23 protein-coding genes and 1 tRNA gene are annotated in these 18,623 nt (G+C 67.6%); 16 read left to right on the top strand and 8 right to left on the bottom strand.

What is annotated here, in order from left to right:
* The first annotated feature begins 24 nt into the window (after positions 1-24).
* Together B7K24_RS03505 and B7K24_RS03500 are read left to right on the top strand one after the other, a co-directional pair.
* Positions 25-465, top strand: coding sequence for a MarR family winged helix-turn-helix transcriptional regulator (locus B7K24_RS03505; protein ID WP_084128741.1), 441 nt, complete (start codon positions 25-27; stop codon positions 463-465).
* Positions 462-1,118, top strand: coding sequence for an NAD(P)H-dependent oxidoreductase (locus B7K24_RS03500; RefSeq protein WP_084128740.1), 657 nt, complete (start codon positions 462-464; stop codon positions 1,116-1,118). Before B7K24_RS03505 ends, B7K24_RS03500 begins: the two co-directional genes overlap by 4 nt.
* A gap of 1 nt (position 1,119) precedes the next feature.
* On the opposite strand, the gene B7K24_RS03495 is transcribed toward B7K24_RS03500, so the two are convergent.
* Positions 1,120-1,686, bottom strand: coding sequence for a DUF1349 domain-containing protein (locus tag B7K24_RS03495; protein ID WP_084128739.1), 567 nt, complete (start codon positions 1,684-1,686; stop codon positions 1,120-1,122).
* 77 nt (positions 1,687-1,763) lie between these two features.
* Here B7K24_RS03495 and B7K24_RS03490 point away from each other — a divergent pair, with 77 nt between their 5' ends.
* Both B7K24_RS03490 and B7K24_RS03485 read left to right on the top strand, forming a co-directional pair.
* Positions 1,764-2,114, top strand: coding sequence for a YciI family protein (locus B7K24_RS03490; protein ID WP_084128737.1), 351 nt, complete (start codon positions 1,764-1,766; stop codon positions 2,112-2,114).
* 63 nt (positions 2,115-2,177) lie between these two features.
* The gene (locus tag B7K24_RS03485; protein ID WP_144268097.1) at positions 2,178-2,450 is read left to right on the top strand and encodes a hypothetical protein; all 273 of its coding nucleotides are present in this window, start codon (positions 2,178-2,180) and stop codon (positions 2,448-2,450) included.
* Positions 2,451-2,503: 53 nt separating this feature from the next.
* On the opposite strand, the gene B7K24_RS03480 is transcribed toward B7K24_RS03485, so the two are convergent.
* The gene (locus B7K24_RS03480) at positions 2,504-2,749 is read right to left on the bottom strand and encodes a hypothetical protein (RefSeq protein WP_084128734.1); all 246 of its coding nucleotides are present in this window, start codon (positions 2,747-2,749) and stop codon (positions 2,504-2,506) included.
* Positions 2,750-2,855: 106 nt separating this feature from the next.
* Between B7K24_RS03480 and B7K24_RS03475 the strand changes: the two genes are divergently transcribed.
* The 3 genes from B7K24_RS03475 (at position 2,856) to B7K24_RS03465 (ending at position 5,020) form a co-directional block, all read left to right on the top strand.
* Positions 2,856-3,782: a phosphotransferase gene (locus tag B7K24_RS03475; protein WP_159449129.1), complete on the top strand. Its 927-nt coding sequence runs from the start codon at positions 2,856-2,858 to the stop codon at positions 3,780-3,782.
* Between the two features lie 10 nt (positions 3,783-3,792).
* Positions 3,793-3,865: transfer RNA gene (locus tag B7K24_RS03470), tRNA-Lys, on the top strand.
* Between the two features lie 468 nt (positions 3,866-4,333).
* On the top strand, positions 4,334-5,020 hold the full coding sequence (locus tag B7K24_RS03465) for a hypothetical protein (RefSeq protein WP_144268096.1): 687 nt from the start codon (positions 4,334-4,336) through the stop codon (positions 5,018-5,020).
* On the opposite strand, the gene B7K24_RS03460 is transcribed toward B7K24_RS03465, so the two are convergent.
* The 3 genes from B7K24_RS03460 to B7K24_RS03450 form a co-directional block, all read right to left on the bottom strand.
* The gene (locus B7K24_RS03460) at positions 5,021-6,058 is read right to left on the bottom strand and encodes a hypothetical protein (RefSeq protein ID WP_084128730.1); all 1,038 of its coding nucleotides are present in this window, start codon (positions 6,056-6,058) and stop codon (positions 5,021-5,023) included.
* A gap of 1,386 nt (positions 6,059-7,444) precedes the next feature.
* The gene (locus tag B7K24_RS03455; protein WP_084128728.1) at positions 7,445-7,804 is read right to left on the bottom strand and encodes a nuclear transport factor 2 family protein; all 360 of its coding nucleotides are present in this window, start codon (positions 7,802-7,804) and stop codon (positions 7,445-7,447) included.
* 49 nt (positions 7,805-7,853) lie between these two features.
* Positions 7,854-8,753 (bottom strand): LysR family transcriptional regulator, encoded by a 900-nt coding sequence (locus B7K24_RS03450; RefSeq protein WP_234986534.1) that lies wholly within the window; start codon positions 8,751-8,753, stop codon positions 7,854-7,856.
* 123 nt (positions 8,754-8,876) lie between these two features.
* On the opposite strand from B7K24_RS03450, the gene B7K24_RS03445 reads away from it, so the two are divergent.
* The 4 genes from B7K24_RS03445 to B7K24_RS03430 all read left to right on the top strand — a co-directional run bounded on the left by B7K24_RS03445 (position 8,877) and on the right by B7K24_RS03430 (position 11,526).
* Complete coding sequence (locus B7K24_RS03445) at positions 8,877-9,731, top strand: aldo/keto reductase (protein ID WP_084128725.1); 855 nt, start codon at positions 8,877-8,879, stop codon at positions 9,729-9,731.
* A gap of 23 nt (positions 9,732-9,754) precedes the next feature.
* On the top strand, positions 9,755-10,687 hold the full coding sequence (locus B7K24_RS03440; RefSeq protein WP_084128724.1) for an aldo/keto reductase family oxidoreductase: 933 nt from the start codon (positions 9,755-9,757) through the stop codon (positions 10,685-10,687).
* A gap of 123 nt (positions 10,688-10,810) precedes the next feature.
* The gene (locus B7K24_RS03435; protein ID WP_159449128.1) at positions 10,811-11,350 is read left to right on the top strand and encodes a VanZ family protein; all 540 of its coding nucleotides are present in this window, start codon (positions 10,811-10,813) and stop codon (positions 11,348-11,350) included.
* Positions 11,347-11,526 carry a hypothetical protein gene (locus B7K24_RS03430; RefSeq protein ID WP_084128721.1) on the top strand — a complete coding sequence of 60 codons (180 nt, stop codon included), beginning with the start codon at positions 11,347-11,349 and terminating at the stop codon, positions 11,524-11,526. Before B7K24_RS03435 ends, B7K24_RS03430 begins: the two co-directional genes overlap by 4 nt.
* An 87-nt stretch (positions 11,527-11,613) precedes the next feature.
* On the opposite strand, the gene B7K24_RS13520 is transcribed toward B7K24_RS03430, so the two are convergent.
* A complete protein-coding gene (locus B7K24_RS13520) occupies positions 11,614-11,790 on the bottom strand; it encodes a hypothetical protein (protein WP_200808265.1) in 177 nt (58 codons plus the stop codon).
* A 93-nt stretch (positions 11,791-11,883) separates the two neighbouring features.
* Between B7K24_RS13520 and B7K24_RS03425 the strand changes: the two genes are divergently transcribed.
* The 4 genes from B7K24_RS03425 to B7K24_RS03410 all read left to right on the top strand — a co-directional run bounded on the left by B7K24_RS03425 (position 11,884) and on the right by B7K24_RS03410 (position 14,972).
* Positions 11,884-12,267, top strand: a complete 384-nt coding sequence (locus tag B7K24_RS03425; protein WP_084128719.1) for a VOC family protein — start codon at positions 11,884-11,886, stop codon at positions 12,265-12,267.
* A 70-nt stretch (positions 12,268-12,337) separates the two neighbouring features.
* On the top strand, positions 12,338-12,568 hold the full coding sequence (locus B7K24_RS03420) for a hypothetical protein (protein WP_084128718.1): 231 nt from the start codon (positions 12,338-12,340) through the stop codon (positions 12,566-12,568).
* A 132-nt stretch (positions 12,569-12,700) separates the two neighbouring features.
* The gene (locus B7K24_RS03415) at positions 12,701-14,053 is read left to right on the top strand and encodes a nitrate/nitrite transporter (protein WP_084128716.1); all 1,353 of its coding nucleotides are present in this window, start codon (positions 12,701-12,703) and stop codon (positions 14,051-14,053) included.
* Between the two features lie 70 nt (positions 14,054-14,123).
* Complete coding sequence (locus B7K24_RS03410) at positions 14,124-14,972, top strand: aldo/keto reductase (protein ID WP_084128715.1); 849 nt, start codon at positions 14,124-14,126, stop codon at positions 14,970-14,972.
* A gap of 6 nt (positions 14,973-14,978) precedes the next feature.
* Here B7K24_RS03410 and B7K24_RS03405 read toward each other — a convergent pair whose 3' ends face one another.
* The gene (locus B7K24_RS03405; RefSeq protein WP_084128713.1) at positions 14,979-16,793 is read right to left on the bottom strand and encodes a cytochrome c biogenesis protein DipZ; all 1,815 of its coding nucleotides are present in this window, start codon (positions 16,791-16,793) and stop codon (positions 14,979-14,981) included.
* Positions 16,794-16,994: 201 nt separating this feature from the next.
* Here B7K24_RS03405 and B7K24_RS03400 point away from each other — a divergent pair, with 201 nt between their 5' ends.
* A complete protein-coding gene (locus B7K24_RS03400) occupies positions 16,995-17,711 on the top strand; it encodes a fasciclin domain-containing protein (protein WP_084128712.1) in 717 nt (238 codons plus the stop codon).
* A gap of 63 nt (positions 17,712-17,774) precedes the next feature.
* Here the strand turns inward: B7K24_RS03400 and B7K24_RS03395 are convergent, their stop codons facing one another.
* Entirely contained in the window at positions 17,775-18,482 is a 708-nt protein-coding gene (locus B7K24_RS03395; protein WP_084128711.1) for a GTP pyrophosphokinase family protein, read from the bottom strand.
* Between the last annotated feature and the right edge of the window lie 141 nt (positions 18,483-18,623).

Here is an 18,623-nt window from a genome sequence, read left to right as displayed (position 1 = left end):
GAGTCAACCGGTTAACTCGTCGGTATGTCGGACAAGATCACCTTCACCCTCCACGAGCTCGTCGCCGAGGTCGACGCCCACGCCGACCGCATCTTGCGCGAGCGCTATGGCATTACGGGCAGCCAGTTCGTCGCCCTCGCCGTGCTGGCCGACGTGGAGCCCACCGACATCACTCGGCTCGCCTTCTGTCTGGGCGTGAGCAAGGCCGCGGTGTCCAAGCGTGTGCCGGGACTCGTCGAGGCTGGCTGGGTCACCACCCGCTCCGAGCCGGGCCAGGGGCGCCGGGTCATCCTCGAACTCACCCCCACCGCCCGCGACCTCGTCGCGACGGCCGGACCCGAGCTCGACGCCCGCTTCGCCGAACTCATCGACCACCCGGAAGCCGCGGGCATCGACCTCGCCGTGCTCAACGACCAGCTCGCCACCCTTACCCGCATCCTCCGAGGAAACGGTCCCACCGCATGACCCGCATCGCCGTGATTGTCGGCCACCCCATCGCCGGCAGCCTCAACCACCACCTCGCGGACTCCTACACCGAGGCCGCTCGCGCCGCCGGAGCCGAGGTGCGCGTGATCGACCTCGCCGAGCCCACCGAAGCCACCGCGCACCCCACCGAGCGCGCCCAACTACGCCACCCGCAAGCCGGCGGCCAGGAGCTCAACCCGGCTACGGCATCGGCCATCGACACCGTCGACTGGGCCGATCACCTCGTCTTCGTCTACCCCGAGTGGTGGGGGTCAGCGCCCGCGGTCCTCAAGGCCTTCATCGACCGCGTTTTCCTGTCCGGCTTCGCGTTCCGGTACCGCGGTGACGGACGCGGCTGGGACAAACTCCTGACCGGCCGCACCGCGCGCATCATCCACACGATGGACTCGCCGCGCTGGTGGAACCGCTGGGTCTACCGCGACTCGTCGCTGTGGTGGCTGCGCCGCGCGACGCTCTGGTACACCGGCGTGCGCATGGTCGGCACCTCGGTCTTCACCCCGGTGCGCGGCTCGAGCGCGGCGGCCCGCGAGCGCTGGATCGCCAAGGCCTCCGCCTTGGGGACGGCCGATGCCGCACGCACCTCCCGTATCGATCGCACCCCGAGGGCGAGTTCCGAGCGCGTGGCGGCCTGAGTCAGTGCAAAGAGGCGTCGGCCGCACCGCGACTCACGCCGGTGAACGTCACCGTCAGGTCGCCGTGCGTGGGTGAGCAGCAGAAGGGGCCGGCGCCCGCGGCGGCACCCTCAGGGAACGGTGCCACGCGAACCAGGCGCCACGGCTCGGCGTCGACGCGCGCGCGGATGGTGACGGCGTCGCCCGCACGCGACGCACGGGCCGTGACCTCGCGCCCCACCCACTCGGGCACCGGGGCCACGGACCAGTCGGACTTGCCCAGGGTGACGACGGCGCCCACCTGCGCGACGCCGTCCGAGACCTCGACGCCCGCCTTGATCCACGTCTCCTCGTCGGCACGGATCATGAGTCCGGCTTGGTCGAACTGCTCGGCGTAGTCGAGCACAAACGACACCTCGATAGCCTCGCCAACGGCCAAGGGCGCGAGAAGAGCGTGGGCATCGTCATGCACGAAGCCATACGACGTGTGGCGCCAGGCGTCCGATTCGGCGCGGGGCGTGACGGTCATGCGCGTGCCCTCGACGTGCCACGCCGCGGGCTCGACGGTCCATTCACCCTCGTACATCATGTCGCCACGCTATCGCGCGCGCCGAAGAGGCGGCGGACGTAGCCTGAGCCGCACAGGCCCTAGCCCCGGAGGCGACCATGCCCGAGTACCTGCTGTCCGTGCTGCACGACTACGCCCACCTCGAGATGCCCGAAGGTGAGGCGCTCCAGGCCATGTACGACAGCGTGAGCGCGTTCAATGACGAGCTACGCGAGGCTGGCGCCTGGGTGTTCGCGGGCGGCCTCGAGTGGCCCGAGTCCGCCGCCGTCGTCGACCCGACGGGCGACGAGCCCCGCACGATCGAGGGCCCCGCCAACGATTCCGCGCCCACGATGGGCGGCATGTGGATCATCACCGCCGCCGGCCGCGACGCCGCATTGCGGTGGGCCACACGGGGTGCGGTGGCCTGCGGCGCCCAGGTCGAGGTGCGGCCCTTCAAGGCCGAGTGAACGGTGCGCTTCCTCGTCACCGTCCACGACAGGGTCGGCGCGCCCGCGCCGTCACCTGCCCGCATGGCGGACTTCGCGGCGCGCTTGCACCAGGTCACGGGTGAACTGGAGGCGGCGGGCGTGCTCGAATCGGCGACCGGGCTCGCCCAAGGCGACGAAGCGGAGGTCATCGATCCCGAGGGCCGCGTCACCCCGGGCGCCGGGGTCAACGCGACCCACGAGCCGCGGGGCCTGTGGCTGTTGTCCGTGGAGGACGAGTCACACGCGCGGCATTGGGCGACGCGGCTCGCGTGGGCATGCGGGGCGTCGGTGGAGTTGCGGCCCGCCCAGACCTAAGGCGGCCGATGCTGTGGCCGGGTACGCGACCCCGCCACAGCATCGGCCACACGTCAGTTCTTGCCCTCCCAGCCGGAGTGGTTCATACCCTGGCTGCGCTGCTGTTTCTGGACCTGCGAGGGGTTCGGGGCCTTCGCGTCGGGGTTCTGGTTGCCACCCTTCGCGATGCGGCCCTCGGCCGACACTGGGTCCTTCGAGGGTGACTGCCAGTTGGGTCCGTCGGCCTGGGCCGGACGGTGGTCGGCGGCGTTGTCGACGTCGACGGGCTTGTCCTGGTCGCGGTGCTCGTGATCGCTCATGATTCTTGGCTCCCTTCCGTGCGTTCCGTCATGGGCGTCAACGGGTTCACCCCCGCCGGGCATTCCGTCCCGGGCCACCCCTATGGCGACTGCTAGCGTCGCGTCCATGAGCGCACACCGGCCCCTGGATACGGGGCCGCCCCAAGCGCACGGCTCGATTGGCGAGGACACGGTGCGGGCCCTGCTGCAGTCGCAGCATCCCGATCTCGCGGAGCTTGAGCTAGGCGAACGCTTCGACGGCTGGGACATGGCCGTGTTCCGGCTGGGCGAGGAACTCACCGTGCGGCTGCCGCGGGTCAAGGCCGCCGTGGGTCCCCTCGAAACCGAGACACGCCTGCTCGCCGAGTTGGGGCCAGGCTGGGACTTCCCGCACCCGTCGGTGGTGCGCTCCGGCGAGCCGGGCGAGGGCTACCCATGGCCGTGGCGCATCGTCGACTGGGTGCCGGGCAACACGACGGACCTGATGCCCCTGGGCGCGGACTCGGGGGCGGCGCTGGGCCGGGCGCTAGCGGACCTGCACCAGCCAGCGCCCGCCGACGCGCCCTACAACCCCGAGCAGTCGCTGCCGATGGCCGAGCGCCAGGCGGACGTCGACTACGCGATCGGGATCCTGGGCGATGCGCCCGGCGCCTTGGGCGACCGGCTCGACCTCGATGCGGTGCGGGCCATGTGGGCCGATGCCGTGGCGGCCCCCGCTCCCGGCCCGCCCGTGTGGTCACATGCCGATTTGCACGGCTCCAATGTGTTGAGCGAGTTTGGGACGTTCGCGGGCATCATCGACTGGGGCAAGATGGCCGCGTGTGACCCGGCCGTCGACCTGGGCTTCCTCTACACCGTGATGCCGCGCGACGGCGTGATCGCTGCACTGAATACGTATGTGGGGATCACCAGGCTGGACGATCCTGGACTTGAGGCGAGGCTGCACGGCGTGGCCCTGCACAAGGCGCTGCTATGGGCGACGCTCGACCGGCGCCTCAATGTCTCGATGGCGTGGCGCGCGCTCGCGGAACTTGGCGTGAGCGTGCCCGCGTAGGATTGCTCGCGGGCCTCTAGCTCAGTTGGTAGAGCAGCGGACTTTTAATCCGTAGGTCGTGGGTTCGAGCCCCACGGGGCCCACTAGTCGGGAAGTGCGCAGAACTGGCGCGATTCTGTTGCGTAACCTCGCGCGATCGCATGTGGGCTGATCGAAACTGGATCCGTGACCAGATTATGCGTCACTCAGAGTCTTGGCCGGGAGTTGTTCTGGCGCGTCAGGAGCCTCGAGGAACGCCCGATAGGGCCCTCGCCTGGTGGCGGGGCCCTTGGGGCTGTCTCTGGAGTTTTGAGCGGCGGCTAGGCGGCTTCTGTGCCGGGCGGTAGACGCCCCGGGATGCGTAGAGGCGCTTCGCCGGGCTCGACGCCGTACTCGGCGAAGCCTGTATGCGTGGGTTTTCGTCCGCGCCTCGGCCGACAAGTATCACTCTTGCGAATATGTAAGTCGCGAGAGATATGCGATTCGACACTCTGGTGAATTCGGCAGTAACGAAATACGATCTGCTCGGAGCGGCGCTTTTGCAACTCCACTCTATGAATGGAGCCAACTAGATGAGTACTCGAATGCGAACATTTGCGATGGCATTTGCGGGCACAGTTGCCCTATTGGCCGGTGGGAGCGTACCTGCTTCGGCTGACGACGGGCCGAACAGTGTCGAAGTGGTCGTGCTTGAAGATCTCGACCAGCGCACTGCAGAGGCGTTCATCCTTATGATCGAAAACGGGCTGGGTACGTTGTCGGATGACGAGCTTTCGGCTATCGACGCCGCAATTGAGCCGGGTGAAACGCTACTCGTCCCTCACGACGACGCGGCTCCGCAGGCCAGCGTGAACACTTTGGGTGGCATGACGGCGCTTGCGGCGATCGTGCCGAACATCCCCAACACGGACTGTGAGGCCAAGCCAGGGTGGCCGTACGAACGTCAAAGCAGCAACTATGAAGCTATTGGGTCGAAGCCGACGACCAAATGCAAGTCGAGCAAGAAGGAGTTGCGGATCAATACCGTGCTTATGAAGGTGCGCTCCGTATGGGGAACTGGAAGTAGCCAAGTGGATCACTGGTCGGGCAAGAACTACGGCGTAGCCGCTTACGGACCCACTAGTTGGAGCAAGAAGTGCACCAATAACAAGAATACAACCTGGCACACGGTCAATCAGCACGTTGTAGTGCGGTGGGACAACTGCGTGTACTCGCTCGTCACCAAGTCCCCGAAGAAGGAATACTCCTGCGGCACGTAATTACTCGGTGGCGGCTGGTCGCCACGGGCTGTCGCCGTCCTCGCGTCGCCAGCCCGTGGCGGCTCCCCGGCCCGTCGGGGAGCCGTTGAGCCACACAGTCGTATCGGCGTCGAAGCCGGCGATCGCGGTAGTGTTCTCCGACGACAGAGGCAGCGGCATCGCGCCGAAGCTCAGATACGACTGCAGCGGGAGATGGACCGCGTCCCACTCCTGTGCGGCTGCCGACCAATCGGGCACCATCCACCGGGATGACATTTCGAACGCGATATCCCAGCACTTCCCGACTCGCCGCGTCCCATCGAGCGGGTAGCGATCGACCAGCCCGAGCCAGTCGTGAGCCGCGCGAATCTCAAGGACCCGAGCGGGACGGTCGTCGATGGAGACGCTCGTCGCTTCGAGTTCGCCTCGATCATCCTCCCTCGAGTAAAGGGCGGCCGGAGTATGGCCTGGCCACAGGCGGGTGGTGCGGGGCAGTTGTGGCGGTACTACCCACCAGGTACCCAGGGACGCCGCCCTGGGCTTGAGGCGGAAGACTCTGCGGCGTGCCCGGGCCGGCGAGCGCCACTCTTCGAGCGCCGCCTGGACGTTCGCGGGGGCATGGGCCTGCGTGTCCTCAGTGCGGAGGATCACCTCAACTGGACCAGGAGAAAGCAGTTCTTGGACAAGTCCTGCACGGGCCAGTCGGTCGGCGTACGTGACAGTGGCCGCCCTCAGGTCCTGAATGGTGCTGGCCTTGTCCTCCACCGAGGCGGGCCCCCAGTACACGGCATGCTGAATCGAGCGGTGCAACGGCACCAAAAGATCGGTGGAGGAGTGCGGTATCGGAGCGTCTGTGAGCGCTCGCGCCACCTCACGCGCATGGTGCGTGACGTCGGTCCGGGGCAAACCCCGATCAATGGCAAGCTCCAGATCGAACAACGTCCGCCAAACGTCGTCGCTCACCGCGGCGGCAAGATCCAGCACAAATCTGCGCCCTCGCACGCCCGTGACGGGGATCTGAGGGCCCGCGGCAGGCGCGGGCGTCTCGATGCTCACCATGGCCCAACTGTAGGCTCACGACCCTAGATTCCGCAGTGAAGCGCTCCACGCACACGCCGATTTGAGGCTGACGAGGTTCGGGTTCTAGGGCCCCGCAACGCTAGCGGCGTGGGAACCTGGCTCCTCGCCCCTCTGATAGATCTCCCGCACGCTGCGCCGCTTCCCGCAAAGCGCGCAGTGCGCCATACCCCAGGTCAGATGGAGCAGATATCAACCAGTAGTAGTCCGTCCGGTGCCGTGGGTCTGCATTCCGCAGAGCTCCATCTCGGTGCTGACCTGGCGGGCCCTGCGAAAAAGAGGCCGGATTTCCAAGTCATCAGAACGGCGGTCACCACTTGGCCGGTAGTAGGGGGAGTTGGCACTAGGACAGGTCCACAGAGGACAGAGTGTCAGGATCAGATTTCCATTTTGAAAGTTGTGAGGGCGTGAGGACAGAGCCCACCATCGACAAGCAACGAGACATAGCAAGCGGGCGGGCACCGTTCGGCACTCCCGAGGACTACGAACACTCGGGCAGTCTTCGGAGACGCCGCAGGCCCGACGTGGTTTGGTGCGTTCGCTATTCGCGTTCGAACGCAGCTCGAAGGGGACGCCGGGGCGTCGTTCGCGGAGGTATGCGCGGCTGCGCTCGCACACGCGGTCGCTCGATCCCGACGGAGCTTTTCCAACAGAAGTCGTACCCTGGCCCACGGTAGGGCCGGCTGTAAAGCCCCCGTCAGTGATCGCGAAGGTGTCTCTACCAGTTGATTTGCTACCGAAATGGACTGGGATCAGGAATTCCATGCGCTGGACTCATAGGATCGGGAGTATCCACCGAGGTAGTTGAGCTACGCGCTCTACCCACTCGGGGGAAGTGCGCAGAACTGACGCGATTCTGATGCGTAACTGCACGATTACTGCTTCCAGCCGTTTGAGTGCCGTCGAGGGTGTGGTCATGCGCGGCTCTGTGCTGGACTGGACGCGTCGCTCGTGCAGTCGTCCGGATATGCGTCAAGCACCTGTAGGGCCCTAGCCTTTCGGCTGGGCCCTACAGGTCTGTAAGTGAGTTTTGGCCTAGACGCTTATGCGGCGCGGGGTTGGGGCTGCCGCCGGATTCGTGACTGCGAGACCCGTCCCACCGCAGCAGGTTCGAGCCGCGCGTTCCGTAGCGGAGAGTCGCGCGCAGCGACCCATGCCTTCGGGGGAAAAGATGCGAGCACTCCGCAGGCCGGCGGTCCGGCACCCTGCCGTTTCTCGGCGCAGAAACGATCGCATGCGCACGACTCAGAAGAAGCGTCTAACTGGGAAGACGCTGGCCGTATGGACTGGGAACAGCCTTTGCATGGACTGGGCCTGGTCGGCCCGGAGTATCCATCGAGGTAGCAGAGTTATGCGCGCTTCCCACCACTACTCGCCCGCGGGAGTGCGCGGCAGCATCCACCACTCGACGAACTTCTTGGCGCGGCCGTCCGGCGCGAACCACACCTCCCACATGTTCGTGTAGTGCTCATGGCCGGGGTAATTCACATCGCCGGTGATGATGCCGAGCTCGCCATTCTCGATGAGCACCCGGAGGTCGTGCTCGGGGACGCTGGGCTCGGGCTCCTGCCAGGACGCAATAATCGCGTCGATTCCCCGCACGGGTTCCTTGTCATTGGGCCGGTACCAGTACTCCGCGTCGTCGGTGAAGAGCGCGCGCACGTCATCGGGCTCCTTGGTCTCCCATGCGCGAACGTACGCGGCCAACCACTCCGAGGTCTTCGTCATGGCATCTGTCTACGCCACGGCGCACCCTGGCGCCACCTGTGGGGCCCGGTTAGCCTCGTGCGACGTCGGCCAGCAGTTCGAGCAGACGGGTGGACGGCGCCTCGACCTTGTCCCACGCCGAGGACACGACGGACACCTGCCACCTGAGTCCCGGCGTCTCGGGCAACGCCAGGATTCGCAGGCGCGTGGCCTCGGGCTTGTTCGCGACGTGGCGGGGCACGATGGCGATGCCCAGTCCCCTGTTGACCAGGTCGATGAGGGTATGCACGTCGTTGACCGTGCAGCGGATGCGTCGGTGCACGCCGTGCGCCGCGAGCGCCTCGTCGTTCAGCGACCGCACTCCCCACGAGGGTGTGAAGTCGATGAAGTCCTCACTCTCGAGCAGGCTCCAGGCCACCTCGGGAGCCACCGCCGGTCCCGCGACCAGCCGGTGCTCCGGCGGGGCGAGCAGCACCAGGTCCTCCTCCCCGAGCGTCTCGTGCGGCAGCGCACCGAGGTGGCGCGTCGCGGCAACGAACGCCACATCGAGGTCTCCCGCGCGAATCATCGCGACAAGGTCCTGCGACCCCGCCTGCGTGAAGTGGGTCTCGACCCGGGGGTGACGCCGGTGGAAGCGTTCCAGCAACGCCGACACGTCGACAAAACCGAGGCACTGCTCGGCGCCGATGCGCAGCGAGCCCGTCACCTCACGGCTCGCCTTCACGACGGCGTCGCGCGCCCCAGCGGCCTGCGCGAGCATCGTCCTGGCATATGGGACGAGCGCCGCGCCGGCCTCGGTGAGCTCGACCCTGCGCGTGGTGCGGTCGAACAAGGCCGTGCCAAGCTCGGTCTCGAGGCTGCGAATCGCCGAGGACAGCCCCGACTGAGAGATGCCGGCCACCTCGGCCGCCCGAGTGAAATGCCGTTCCTCGGCGACCGCGAGCAGGTACTCCATCTGGCGCAGATCCATTCATGTCTCCCATCGATGAATCTGAGAACTGGCAACTGTTGGATTTCTAGGCTAGCCCTTCCTACAGTGAAGGTGGCGGCGCCGCCCGGCGTCGCACTCCCCACCCTCAGGAGGACTGCCACGATGCAGCAGCGCACCATCGGCGGACGCGAGGTCTCGGCCATCGGACTGGGCGGGATGCCCATGTCGATCGAGGGCCGCCCCGACGCCGACCGCTCCATCGCCACCATTCACGCCGCCGTGAACGCGGGCGTCACCTTCATCGACACCGCCGACGCGTACCACCGTGACGCGGCCGAGGTGGGCCACAACGAGGAGCTCATCGCCCGCGCCCTGCGCTCGCACGGCGACGCCGATCATGTCCTCGTCGCGACGAAGGGCGGCCACCTGCGTCCCGGCGACGGCACGTGGACCCAAAACGGCGACCCGACTTACATCAAGGAGGCGGCCAAGGCATCGGCCCAGCGCCTGGGTGTCGACAGCATCGGCCTGTACCAATTCCACCGCCCCGACCCGGCCGTCCCGTACGCCGACTCGGTGGGCGCCGTCCGCGACCTGCTGGACGAGGGTGTCATCCAGATGGCGGGAATCTCGAACGCGAACGTCGAGCAGATCGACCAGGCGCAGGAGATCCTCGGCGGGCGGCTCGTGTCCGTCCAGAACCAGTTCTCCCCCGCGTTCCGCTCGAGCCAGGGCGAGCTCGAGCACTGCGCGGAGCTCGGCATCGCGTTCCTGCCGTGGAGCCCGCTGGGCGGCATCGCCAACGCGAAGGACCTGTCCGGTCGTCACGGAGCCTTCCAAGAGGTGGCCGATGCCGTGGGCGCCTCGGTCTACCAGGTCACCCTCGCGTGGGAGCTCGCGCTCGCGCCGACCGTCATCCCGATTCCTGGCGCCTCGCGCCCCGAGTCGATCCGCGACTCCGCCGGCGCCGCCGAGCTCACGCTCACCGCCGAGCAGGTCGCCTGGCTCTCCGCCTAAGCCCCCGTACTGAAGAGAGAACAATGAAGACCTTCGCCCTGCCCGGCACCGACATCGAGGCCCCCAATGTGGTCCTCGGCCTCATGCGTATTGTCGACAAGTCCGACAACGAGGTGCGCGACCTCATGACCGCCGCGCGCGATGCCGGCATCACCTTCATCGACCACGCCGACCTCTACGGCCCGCCGTACCACGGCTGCGAGCGCCGCTTCGCGGAGGCGATGCAGCTGAGCTCCTCTGAGCGCGAGGCGCTCACCATCCAGACCAAGTGCGGCATCCGCCAGCCGGGGCCGTACTTCGACTTCTCGTACGAGCACATCATCGAGTCTGCGGAGTCGTCGCTCGAGGCGCTCGGCACCGACTACCTGGACATCCTGCTGCTGCACCGACCCGACGCCCTCATGGAGCCCGACGAGGTCGCCCGCGCGTTCGACGAGCTCGAGGCCTCGGGCAAGGTGCGCCACTTCGGCGTCTCCAATCACACGCCCGGCCAGATCGAACTGCTCAAGCGCTCCGTCAAGCAGCCCATCGTCGCCAACCAGATGCAGCTGTCCATCACGCACGCCCCGATGATCGCTCAGGGCATCGCGGCCAACATGCAGAACCTGGACCAGTCCATCCAGCGCGACAACGGCATCGTCGACTACTGCCGCCTGAACGACATCACCATCCAGGCATGGTCGCCGTTCCAGGCCGGCTTCTTCGACGGCCCGTTCCTGGGCTCGGAGCGCTACCCCGAGCTCAACGCCGTCATCGACCGCCTCGCGGACAAGTACGACGTACCGGCCGAGGCGATCGCGGTGGCATGGATCACCCGCCACCCCGCACGGATGCAGGTGGTGCTCGGCACCACTACGCCCGCGCGCGTGACCGCCGCCGCCCAAGGTTCGGACGTGCCGCTGACGCGCTCCGAGTGGTACGAGCTGGTGCGCGCCGCGGGCTACACCGTCCCGTAAACCCCCACCCGCTCCGCAGCGGGACATGAGGGTCGAAGAACGCGATTCTGCGCCCCTCATGTCCCGGCAGGAGACCGGGCCTCACGACATAGGATGGCCGCTCCCGATCAACAAGGAGCACCCATGATTGCCGTCGACGGCGTCGACCTCACATGGCCGATGCTCCTGGTCGCCTTGGGCGCCGCGGTCGCGGTGGGCCTGGTGACCGGCCGGCGCACCCGTACGGCAGGGCTGTGGCTGTCGCTCGCGCTGAGTCTCGCGCTCATCGCGGCCCTCACCCTCGGGTTCCTCCTGGGAGGCACGTCCGGGCAGGCGGGAGGCGTCAACCTGGTGCCGTTCCAGGAGATTCAGCGCGGCCTCGACAACCGCGGCTCAAGCCCGTGGCGCAACCTCGTGGGCAACGTGGTGCTCTTCATGCCGTTCGGCGCGGCCGTCGCCGGGCTGATCAGGGGACGCTTCTGGCGACGCGTCGTCACGGCGACCGTCCTCGGCGCCGTGTTGTCGGCGTCCATCGAGGTCGCGCAGCACTGGGGTGGGCGGGTCGCCGACATCGACGACATCATCCTCAACACCGCCGGTGCGCTCGTGGGCTCAGTAGTGGCGGCCACGCTGGCGGCATCGACGGGCACCACTCGGCGACCCGGGCGTACCCTCGAAGGGTGACAACCCCGGTGGAATGGATCGATCCGCGCGAGCAGATCGAGTTCAGCGTGCGCATGGCGAACGGTCGCCTGGCGCCGCGAGCCTTCGCCGATGAGGCCGAGGCTCGCGCGTGGGCGCGTCCAGACGAAGGCGACGAGGTGGTGTCCTTCAACTATGTGTGCGCCTGCGACCGCTGAGCGCCACGGCCGTCTCCTACGAGTCGTCTAGTGCCCGGTTGTCGCGCACACCGCGCACTCAGCGACTCCTAGCACGCAGGGACCGGCTTACGGCGACTCGATCTCGGACCGGTTGTTGATCTTGGCACGGATGACCCAAAACGCGATGGTGCCGACAAACACGACCAGGCCGATGAAGGCGAGCCACAGCGCCGCCTTGATGATGAAGCCGAGGACTCCGAGCAGGACGGCGGCAACTAGCAGGGCAATCAAGAGATATTTCATGGCTTGATGGTACGTCCCCCATCCTCGCCAGGTCACCTCGGTCGTGTGCGCTCATACTGGAACCGCCACGCCCCACCAGCGAAGGAGAAACCCATGGCTCACGGCGACATCACCCACATCGACATCCCCGTGTCCGACATGGCACGCGCCAAGCACTTCTACGGCCTGCTGTTTGGCTGGGAAATTGCCGCTCCTCCCGGCTTCGAGGACTACCCCATGTGGCAGGCACCCAACAAGATCAGCGGCGGCGGGCTCGCGCCGCGCAGCGAGGACTTCGCACAGCCGCGCTCCTATGTGGAGGTCGACTCGATCGACGCCACGCTGTCGCTCGCGAAGTCCCAAGGAGCCACGGTGCTCATGGAGAAGGACGAGATCACGCCGACCAGTTGGTGGGCCGTCATCGAGGACCCCGACGGCAACGTCATCGGCCTGTACGAGGGCGTCACCGAGGTGGACGGCGAGCCGGTCCAGCAGTAAGTCCCCCACCCGGCGCCACTTGTGTGCCGATTCTCAGCGCACTCCCAGGTTGGTGCGGTGTGATGAAGACATGAACATCACCCGGCCGCTCAGGATCATCGCCCTCGTCGCGGCGATCGGCCTGGTCGCGGTGGTGGCTCCTACCGGGGCGACGGCCGACGCGGACGTGACCACCGCGCAGGCCCTGGGCACCTCCTCCCTACCCACCCCGGACGGCTGGCTGCCGCAGCACGCGACCGTCTCCCTCGCCTCCCCCTCCCCCGTGAGCGAGACGGACGTGCCTCAGCGCGTGCGCGCCTAGCCCCTGGCGGCGGCCGGACCCGGATGGTGCGGGCCCGGCCGCCGCCAGCACCCCGTCCTCACGGCAGCACGGTCCCGACCACCCTCCTCACGCCGATACGCTGGCCTGACCGCGTACGCCCCGGAGGCCCCCATGCCCGATTCCCCAGCGCCCGCGGTCGCAACGACGGGACCGGCGAAGGCGTCCCGCCGCGCCTGGATCGCGATGGGCATCGCGGCCTTCGTGTACTTCATGGCGGTGGTGCACCGCACGAGCTTCGGCATCGCTGGTATCGAGGCCTCCGAACGCTTCGGCATCGAGGCGACGACGCTGTCCGTCCTCGCCATGGTGCAGATCGCCGTCTACGCGTCCATGCAGCTGCCGGCCGGTTCGCTCATCGACCGCTTCGGTTCGCGCGCGGTCCTCATCGGTGGCTCCCTCATCATGGCCGCGGGCCAACTCCTGCTCGCGACCACCCCGGCCCTCGCGGGCGCCGTGATCGCGCGCGTCCTCATCGGCCTGGGCGACGCCCCCATCTTCATCGCCGGCAACCAGATCGCCGCCAAGTACTTCCCCGCGCGCCAGGTGCCGGTCATCGTGCAGTCGCTGGGACTCATCGGCCAGCTGGGCCAGGTCGCCTCGGCCATCCCGGTCGCCTTCCTGCTGCACCAGCAGGGCTGGTCGGCGACGTTCGCGACACTCGCCGCGCTGGGCTTGGCGGCGGCCGCATCGGTCATCGTCGGCATCCGCCGTCCCCCGACGGCCGATGCTGCGGCTGCCTCTGTTTCCGCCGTACCGACCGCTCGGGTCACCTTGCGCGAGGCGATCCGCCCCGCGGGCGTGAAGCTGGGTTTCTGGACGCACTGGCTGGGACTCATCGGACCCAACACGATCGCCCTGCTGTGGGGCGTGCCTTTCCTCGTGCAGGCGCAGGGCCTCGAGGCGACCACGGCCAGCGGGCTGCTGACCGTGATGGTCGTTGCCAACGTGTGTGCGGGCCCGGTCCTCGGAGTCCTGACGGGCCGTCACCCGCTGCGCCGTTCGTGGCTGGTTCTCGCGATCAGCGTCGTGGCCGCCGCCACGTGGGCGTCGGTCCTCATCCCGTCCACGCCGAGGCCGCTGTGGCAGCTGGTGTTGTGGCTTGCGGTCACCGGAGTGAGCGGCCCCGCGTCGCTCATCGGCCTCGACTTTGCGCGCACCCACGGCATCGCGGGTCGCGGCGGAGCGGCGACGGGCTTCGCGAACATCGGCGGATTCGCCGCGACCGTCGTCGCCGTGCTCCTGGTGGGCGTGGCCCTCCAGGCCGTCTCCCCCGCGGGGGTCAGCGAGTACACGCTCGACGAGTACCGCATCGGCCTCTCGACGACGGCCCTGCCCTGGGCGGTCGGCATCGTGGGAGTGCTGTGGGCCCGCAGGCGCACCCGCGCCGAGATGGCCGCCGCGGGCGTCATCGTGCCGCCCATCCGTGAGGTCCTCGCGCGGCGTCGCGCCGCACGACGGCGCTAGCCCACGCCACCGGTCATCAGGGCGGGCCGAGCGCGTGACTCCGCCACGGCATCGGGCGTAGGTTGGCGGTATGGCTATCCCGACCCGCACCCTCAATGACGGCTTCGAGATCCCCGCGCTGGGCTTTGGCACCTACCCCATGAAGGGCGACGAGTGCGTCGCGGGCGTGCGCTCCGCCCTCGATAAGGGCTACCGGCTGATCGACTCGGCGGTGAACTACGGCAACGAGGTCGAGGTGGGCCAGGGCATCCGCGACTTCATGTCAGCCACCGGCACCGCGCGCGACGAGATTACCGTGCAGACCAAGCTGCCCGGGCGCCACCACGACACCGACGCGGCCGTGAACTCGATCGAGGAGTCGTTCGACAAGCTGCAGTTGGGCACCATCGACGTGGTGTTGATCCACTGGCCCAACCCCATCACCGGCAAGTATCGCGACGCGTGGCAGGGGCTCATCGAGGCGCGACAGCGCGGCTACGTGCGCAGCATCGGGGTGTCCAACTTCACCGCCCAGCACCTCGCGGATGTGATCGCCGACACCGACATCACGCCCGCCATCAACCAGATCGAGCTACACCCGTACTTCAACCAGGAGGCGATGCGCACGGTGCACGCGGAGCGCGGCATCCTCACGCAGTCGTGGAGCCCGTTGGGTAAGCGCCAGGCGCCCTACGGCGAGGCGGCGGTGGTGTCGGCGGCTGAGGCGCACGGCGTGACGCCCGCCCAGGTGATCCTGCGCTGGCAGGTCCAACTGGGCAGCGTGCCGCTGCCCAAGTCAGCGACCCCGTCGCGCCAGGTGGACAACCTCGACGTGTTCGGTTTCGAGCTCACGCCTGAAGAGATGACGGCGATCTCCGCGCTCACCAAGGCCGACGGGCGACTCTTCGGTGGCGATCCCAACACGCACGAAGAGATGTAGTTCCGCTTACCCGAACGTGAACGAGTAGGCCTCCACACCTTCGGACACCTCGACATCGAGGGTGTGTTGACCTTCGGCCACATCCTCGGCGACCGCATACGACCGTGGGGTGCCGTCGACGTCGATGGTGCGCGACTGACCGTTGTCCAGCGTGACGGTGACCTCACCGGACCCCGCGAGCACCATGCGCACGTCGGAGGCGTGGAAACGCAGACGCATGGACGCAGGCCCGTCGGTGGGCGTGGCGTACTGGGTCTTGAGCGTCCACTTCCCCTCCAGCGCGAACGAGTCGTCAGGCTGGGCGTCCGGCAGCGTATACGAGCCGTCGCCGGGCGCGTAACGATCGTCGCCGCCGTAGTTCACGTCCTTGGAAGTGCCCAGGAAGGTCTCCTGCGTGGTGGAGCCCACCTCGGGCGTGACATCGTCGATGTTCGTCTCGCCTGGAAGATCGACATCGGGGTTGGCGTCGACCAGGAGCTCGCGGATCATGTCCTCGGTCGCCTCGTAGTTGCCCTCACCGAAGGAAATGTGGCGCACGGTGCCGTCGGCGTCGATCAGGTAATGCGCGGGCCAGTAGCGGTTGCGGTAGTTGGTCCAGGTGGCGAGGTTGTTGTCGAGCGCGACGGGATAGGTGATGCCGAAGTCCTCGGCTCCCGCCCGCACGTTGTCCTCGTCCTTCTCGAAGGCGTACTCCGGTGAGTGGACGCCGATGACGTTGAGGCCCAGATCGCCGTAGGTGTCGTCCCACGCCACCGAGTGCGGGATGGAACGCTGGCAGTTGATGCATGAGTAGGCCCAGAAGTCGATGAGGACCACCTCGCCGCGGAGCTCGTCGAGGCTGAGGGGCTGGTCGCCAGGGGTGTTGAACCACGCCTCGATGCCCTTGATGGACGGCGCGGTGCCGCAGCTCTCCAACTCCTCGGCCCCATTGGTGCACTGGTCGAGCTCGCGGTTTTCGTCGTTGACGAGACCTCCCAACGCCAGCGCATCCTGCGCGGCGTCGCTATCGGTGAGGTCCTCCTGGATCTGCGCGGTGTAGTCGGGGAGCGCGCGCTGGAGGGCGGCGGGAAGATCGAAGGCGAGACCGACCGCGAGCGCAATCATCGCGATGCCGGCGGCGATGCGCAGTCCGCGCTCGCGGCGGCGGAACGCCTTCACCCGCTCGGCGAGGCCGCGGCCCGCTAGCGCGAAGAACAGCAACGGGACGGCCACGCCGATCGCGAAGGACACGGTGAGCGCGACGGTGCCCGCGCCGATCTGGCCCGTCGACCCGGCCACGATGATGGCGGCCAGCACCGGGCCGGCACAGGGAACGAAGACGGCACCCAGGGCAAGACCCACGCCAAAGCCGTTGCCCTTACTGTCCACGCGACGCTTCGGCATGAACGCGAAGGGGCGCTCCAAAACGTGCTCGAAGCGCGGAACGATCAGCCCGATGCCGATGAGGATGAGCACCGCCATCGCCACCCACCGGATGACGTCTTGGGGCAGGCTCAGGGCGCTCAGGATGAGCGAGCCGACAAGCGTGACCAGGGTGAAGCTGGTGACGAGGCCCGCGATCACGAGGAAGGGTCGCCACCTCGACACCTCCGCGGCCGGCTCGGCAGTGGTCGTGTCCCTGGTAGCGGTCGCGACGGCGCCGCCCGGCGAACCTACCGCCGCGGTGGTTCCCACTCCGCCCATCGTTCCCAGCGCGTCGTAGCGCTGGATCCTCGCCGATTGCGCGCCGCCCGTCAGGAAGATGACGGGGAGCACCGGGAGGATGCAGGGTGAGATCCCCGTGATGAGGCCGCCCAGCAGCCCAATGATGACCAGTTCCATGCCCGTGCCTCCGTAGTCGTTAGGAGACGTTCGCTGACGACGGCGGCGCGGATGGGATGGCCGTCCCTTCCGAGATTTCTTTTCTTTTTTCCCATCCGCTCGCCGCCGGGGACCGAACCCCCGGTGACGCCGCATCGGCGGCAGGCACCCCGCGAGGGGTGCCCTACCAGGGCATATCAACGCCCAGAGACTGGAGGAACCATGCTCAAGGGAACGAAGAAGTACTCGGCGGGAGTGGCGCTTGCGGTGGCGGGCGTGTTCACGCTGGCGGCGTGCAGCACCGATGCCGGCGAGGAGGAGATGGAGTCCACGACTCCCGCCATGACCGAAGAGGCCATGCCCGAGGAGTCCATGTCGGACGACTCGATGATGGAAGACGACGCGATGGAGGACGAGTCCATGGAGGACGACTCGATGGCGATGGATCCGGCCGCCAACCTGGTGGGCCCCGCGTGCGCGGCGTACGCCGAAGAGGTCCCCGACGGCCCCGGTTCCATTCAGGGCATGTCCCAGGACCCGGTTGCCGTGGCCGCGTCGAACAACCCCATGCTCACCACGCTCGTCGCTGCCGTCAGCGGTGAGTTGAACCCCGACGTCAACTTGGTCGACACCCTCAACGGCGACGAGTTCACCGTGTTCGCGCCGGTCGACGACGCGTTCGCCGAGATCGACCAGGAGACCATCGACACCCTGTCGACCGACGCCGACCTGCTGACGCAGATCCTCACCTACCACGTCGTTCCCGGCCAGATCGAGCCCGCCGACATCCCTGGCACCCACACCACGGTGGAGGGCACCGACGTCGAGGTCACCGGCGAGGGTGACGAGCTCATGGTCAACGACTCGATGGTGCTGTGCGGCGGCGTGCAGACCGCCAATGCGACCGTCTACCTCATCGACGGTGTGCTGATGCCGTAACGGCCCACCCCACGGACCGCGGAGGCCGCCGTCGCAGTTGCAACCCTGCGGCGGTGGCCTTCGCTATGCGTCGGGCGCGGAGCGCATCATCTCCCACATGCGCACCACGAGGTCCTCGTCGATCTCCGCCGGAGCACCCGCGTCGTCATCATGGTGGTCGCCGTGCACCTCGCGGTGCAGCTCCTCCATGCGGTGGTCGAGGCTTTCGGCGATGGCGGCGGCGTCCGAGAGGCTCTCGGCCAGGTGGTCGGGAACCTCGCCGTCGAACTTGTAGTGGATCTTGTGCTCGAGTGACGCCCAGAAGTCCATCGCAATGGTGCGGATCTGGACCTCGACGGTCACGGGCACCGCGCCCGTCGACAGGAACACCGGCAGCTGGATGATGGCATGGATGGACTTGTAGCCGTTGGGCTTGGGCGAGGCGATGTAGTCCTTGACCTCGATCACGGTGACGTCATCCTGGCTCACGAGCGCCTCGAGCACCCGGTACGTGTCTTCGATGAAGCTGCAGGTAATGCGCACGCCACCAATATCCGTGATGGCGGCGCGGATCGATTCCGTGTCCGGCGCCACGCCCTTGCGCGCCATCTTGGCCAGCAGGCTCTCGGGGCTCTTCACCCGGCTCGCCACGTGCTCGATGGGGTTGTACCGGCGCAGGTGCAGGAACTCCTCGCGCAGGATCGTGACCTTGGTCAGCACCTCGTCGACGCCGAACTGGTGCTCCATCAGGAGGCGGGAGAGATCCGCGCGCATCTGACGTGCGAACTCCATGACTGCGGGGTCGGGGTGAGCGTGACCTGCGGGCGCCGGGGCCCTGTCATCGGTCAGCGGCAGATCATCGTGAACGGGCACATCATGGCAACGGATGCGGCGACGGGGCGGTTCCGGTGCCGCGCCGATTGACATTACCTA

This window comes from Demequina sp. NBRC 110055 (genome assembly GCF_002090135.1).
Classification (GTDB): domain Bacteria; phylum Actinomycetota; class Actinomycetes; order Actinomycetales; family Demequinaceae; genus Demequina.
This window is presented reverse-complemented; position numbering and strand designations above follow the sequence as displayed.

Bases quoted from the DNA above. Each gene is read 5' to 3' on its own strand.
- B7K24_RS03505 (WP_084128741.1), top strand. From the start codon at position 25: ATGTCGGACAAGATCACCTTCACCCTCCACGAGCTCGTCGCCGAGGTC.
- B7K24_RS03500 (WP_084128740.1), top strand. From the start codon at position 462: ATGACCCGCATCGCCGTGATTGTCGGCCACCCCATCGCCGGCAGCCTC.
- B7K24_RS03495 (WP_084128739.1), bottom strand. From the start codon at position 1,686: ATGATGTACGAGGGTGAATGGACCGTCGAGCCCGCGGCGTGGCACGTC.
- B7K24_RS03490 (WP_084128737.1), top strand. From the start codon at position 1,764: ATGCCCGAGTACCTGCTGTCCGTGCTGCACGACTACGCCCACCTCGAG.
- B7K24_RS03485 (WP_144268097.1), top strand. From the start codon at position 2,178: ATGGCGGACTTCGCGGCGCGCTTGCACCAGGTCACGGGTGAACTGGAG.
- B7K24_RS03480 (WP_084128734.1), bottom strand. From the start codon at position 2,749: ATGAGCGATCACGAGCACCGCGACCAGGACAAGCCCGTCGACGTCGAC.
- B7K24_RS03475 (WP_159449129.1), top strand. From the start codon at position 2,856: ATGAGCGCACACCGGCCCCTGGATACGGGGCCGCCCCAAGCGCACGGC.
- B7K24_RS03465 (WP_144268096.1), top strand. From the start codon at position 4,334: ATGAGTACTCGAATGCGAACATTTGCGATGGCATTTGCGGGCACAGTT.
- B7K24_RS03460 (WP_084128730.1), bottom strand. From the start codon at position 6,058: ATGGTGAGCATCGAGACGCCCGCGCCTGCCGCGGGCCCTCAGATCCCC.
- B7K24_RS03455 (WP_084128728.1), bottom strand. From the start codon at position 7,804: ATGACGAAGACCTCGGAGTGGTTGGCCGCGTACGTTCGCGCATGGGAG.
- B7K24_RS03450 (WP_234986534.1), bottom strand. From the start codon at position 8,753: ATGGATCTGCGCCAGATGGAGTACCTGCTCGCGGTCGCCGAGGAACGG.
- B7K24_RS03445 (WP_084128725.1), top strand. From the start codon at position 8,877: ATGCAGCAGCGCACCATCGGCGGACGCGAGGTCTCGGCCATCGGACTG.
- B7K24_RS03440 (WP_084128724.1), top strand. From the start codon at position 9,755: ATGAAGACCTTCGCCCTGCCCGGCACCGACATCGAGGCCCCCAATGTG.
- B7K24_RS03435 (WP_159449128.1), top strand. From the start codon at position 10,811: ATGATTGCCGTCGACGGCGTCGACCTCACATGGCCGATGCTCCTGGTC.
- B7K24_RS13520 (WP_200808265.1), bottom strand. From the start codon at position 11,790: ATGAAATATCTCTTGATTGCCCTGCTAGTTGCCGCCGTCCTGCTCGGA.
- B7K24_RS03425 (WP_084128719.1), top strand. From the start codon at position 11,884: ATGGCTCACGGCGACATCACCCACATCGACATCCCCGTGTCCGACATG.
- B7K24_RS03420 (WP_084128718.1), top strand. From the start codon at position 12,338: ATGAACATCACCCGGCCGCTCAGGATCATCGCCCTCGTCGCGGCGATC.
- B7K24_RS03415 (WP_084128716.1), top strand. From the start codon at position 12,701: ATGCCCGATTCCCCAGCGCCCGCGGTCGCAACGACGGGACCGGCGAAG.
- B7K24_RS03410 (WP_084128715.1), top strand. From the start codon at position 14,124: ATGGCTATCCCGACCCGCACCCTCAATGACGGCTTCGAGATCCCCGCG.
- B7K24_RS03405 (WP_084128713.1), bottom strand. From the start codon at position 16,793: ATGGAACTGGTCATCATTGGGCTGCTGGGCGGCCTCATCACGGGGATC.
- B7K24_RS03400 (WP_084128712.1), top strand. From the start codon at position 16,995: ATGCTCAAGGGAACGAAGAAGTACTCGGCGGGAGTGGCGCTTGCGGTG.
- B7K24_RS03395 (WP_084128711.1), bottom strand. From the start codon at position 18,482: ATGGAGTTCGCACGTCAGATGCGCGCGGATCTCTCCCGCCTCCTGATG.